A 2,842-nucleotide genomic window follows, 5' to 3' on the forward strand; every position below is an offset into this window, starting at 1 on the left:
GCGCCACAGACGTGTCGAAGACGGCCGATTTCGGCCGTCTTCGACACGTCTGTGGCGCGGATGCCCTTGCCGCCGCGTCCAGTCAGGCGGAAATCATAGGACGAAGAGCGCTTACCGTAACCGTATTCGGTGACCGTCAGCACGTACTGCTCATGCGCCTTGAGGAACTCGTAGCGCTCGTCGGAAAGCTCCGTCTCCTCGCCGACCTCTTCATTGGTCAGCGCGATCTCTTCCTCTTCACCGGCGGCGATGCCCGCGGCAAGCCGCCGTTCGGCCGCGGCACGCTTAAGGTAGGCGGCGCGTTCAGCCGGCGGCGCATCGACATTCTCGATCACCGACATTGAGATGATGCGGTCGGTGTCAGCCATGGTGATGCCGCGCACGCCGACCGAGTTTCGGCTCTGGAAGACGCGCACGTCACCGACCGAGAAGCGGATGCACTGTCCCGAGCTGGCGGTCAAAAGCACGTCGTCATTGTCGGTGCAGGTCTCGACGCCGAGGATCTCGTCGCCCTCCTCCTCCAGCTTCATGGCGATCTTGCCGTTGCGGTTGACCTGGACGAAGTCGGAAAGCTTGTTGCGGCGCACGGTGCCCCGCGTGGTGGCGAACATCACATCGAGTTCGCCCCAGCTCGTCTCGTCCTCGGGCAGCGGCATGATCGTGGTGATGCGCTCGCCCTGCTCCAGCGGCAGCATGTTGATCAGTGCCTTGCCGCGTGACTGCGGGTTGCCGATCGGCAGGCGCCAGACCTTTTCCTTGTAGACGATGCCGCGCGAGGAGAAGAACAGCACCGGCGTGTGCGTGTTGGCGACGAACAGCCGGGTGACGAAATCCTCTTCCTTGGTCGACATGCCGGAGCGGCCCTTGCCGCCGCGGCGCTGCGCCCGGTAGAGCGAAAGCGGCACGCGCTTGATGTAGCCGGAATGGCTCACCGTCACGACCATGTCCTCGCGCTGGATCAGGTCCTCGTCTTCCATGTCCGCGCCACCGTCGGTGAGCTCGGTGCGGCGTGGCGTGCCGAACTCGTCGCGCACGGCGGCGAGTTCGTCCTTGACGATCTGCTGAATACGCGCGCGAGACGACAGGATGTCGAGGTAGTCCTTGATCTCGTCGCCGATCGTGTTCAACTCATCGGCGATTTCGTCGCGGCCCAGCGCTGTCAGGCGCTGCAGGCGCAGTTCGAGGATGGCGCGCGCCTGTTCCTCGGACAGATTGTAGGTGCCGTCCTCGTTGATGCGATGGCGTGGATCGTCAATCAGCAGGATCAGCGATTCAACGTCACCCGCAGGCCAGCGCCGCTCCATCAACTGCTCGCGCGCCGACTGCGGATCCGGCGCGGTGCGGATAAGCTTGATCACTTCGTCGATGTTGGCGACGGCGATGGCTAGACCAACCAGCACATGGGCGCGGTCGCGCGCCTTGCGGAGCAGGAACTTAGTCCGCCGGCTGATCACCTCCTCGCGGAAGGTGACGAATGCCGTCAGCATGTCGGTCAGGTTCAGCAGTTCCGGCTTGCCGCCGTTCAGAGCCACCATATTGGCGCCGAAAGATGTCTGCAGCGGCGTGAACCGGTAGAGCTGGTTGAGGACGACGTCGGCAACGGCGTCACGTTTGAGTTCGATGACGACGCGATAACCCTGACGGTCGCTTTCGTCACGAATGTCGGAAATGCCCTCGATGCGCTTGTCGCGCACCAGTTCGGCCATCTTCTCGATCATCGAGGCCTTGTTCACCTGATAGGGAACCTCGGTGATGATGATCGATTCACGGTCATTGCCGCGCTGTTCGATGTTGACCTTGCCGCGCATGACGATTGAGCCACGGCCGGTGGAATAGGCGCTGTAGATGCCGGAGCGGCCAAGCACGATGCCGCCGGTCGGGAAATCAGGGCCCGGAATGATCTCCATCAGCGCCGGCAGGTCGATCGCCGGATTGTCGATGACGGCAATGGCGGCGTTGCAGACCTCACCGAGATTGTGCGGCGGGATGTTGGTCGCCATGCCGACAGCAATGCCGCCCGAGCCGTTGACCAGCAGATTGGGAAAGCGCGCCGGCAGAACCTTTGGCTCGGTGTCCGATGCATCATAAGTGTCCTGGAAATCGACGGTGTCCTTGTCGATATCCTCCAGAAGCTCATGCGCGACCTTGGTCAGGCGCGATTCGGTATAGCGCATCGCCGCCGGCGGATCGCCGTCGATCGAGCCGAAATTGCCTTGCCCGTCGATCAAGGGCACACGCAGCGACCAATCCTGCGCCATGCGCACCAAGGCGTCATAGATCGAGGCATCGCCATGCGGATGGTATTTACCCATCACGTCGGCGACAGGACGCGCCGACTTCACGTATTTGCGGTTCCAGTGGTAGCCGCTCTCATGCGCCGCGTAGAGAATGCGGCGGTGCACGGGCTTCAGGCCATCGCGCACATCTGGCAACGCACGGCTGACGATCACGCTCATGGCGTAAGAGAGATAGGAACTCTGCATCTCCTCGATGATGGAGATGGGTTCGATGCCGGTGGGGCCGCCGTCGGCGCCGCGCGGTGTCTTTTGGTCGGTCAAATCGGATCACAATCTAATCAGGAATCACTGACCGCTTATATAGGAAGCACGGCCGAAACTCCAATGTTCACGGCACTTTTCCAGTGTCATTTTTAGTGGTAATTTCAAAAGGATACCGCTAATTGCGACGATATGGCCGTTACGCTTTTCGCCGCCACCAAGGCAAAAGCCTGTAATGGACCAACTCCCCAAGCAAAAGCCGCGATCACCATGAATTGGAGCTCATGGCTGCCTTTGCGGGCGCTGCACGGTTGGACGCCCCGGGATTTCAATGGCGATCTGAT

Annotated in this window: 1 protein-coding gene; it reads right to left on the bottom strand. The window is 61.5% G+C overall.

Annotation, left to right across the window (positions count from 1 at the left end):
- Window positions 1-2,558, bottom strand: a 2,558-nt coding sequence (gene gyrA, locus EOA36_RS29665; protein WP_127280527.1) for a DNA gyrase subunit A, incomplete at its 3' end; no start/stop codon positions are given.
- Window positions 2,559-2,842 lie beyond the last annotated feature (284 nt).

The sequence above is a fragment of the Mesorhizobium sp. M8A.F.Ca.ET.021.01.1.1 genome, from assembly GCF_003998025.1.
GTDB lineage: Bacteria > Pseudomonadota > Alphaproteobacteria > Rhizobiales > Rhizobiaceae > Mesorhizobium.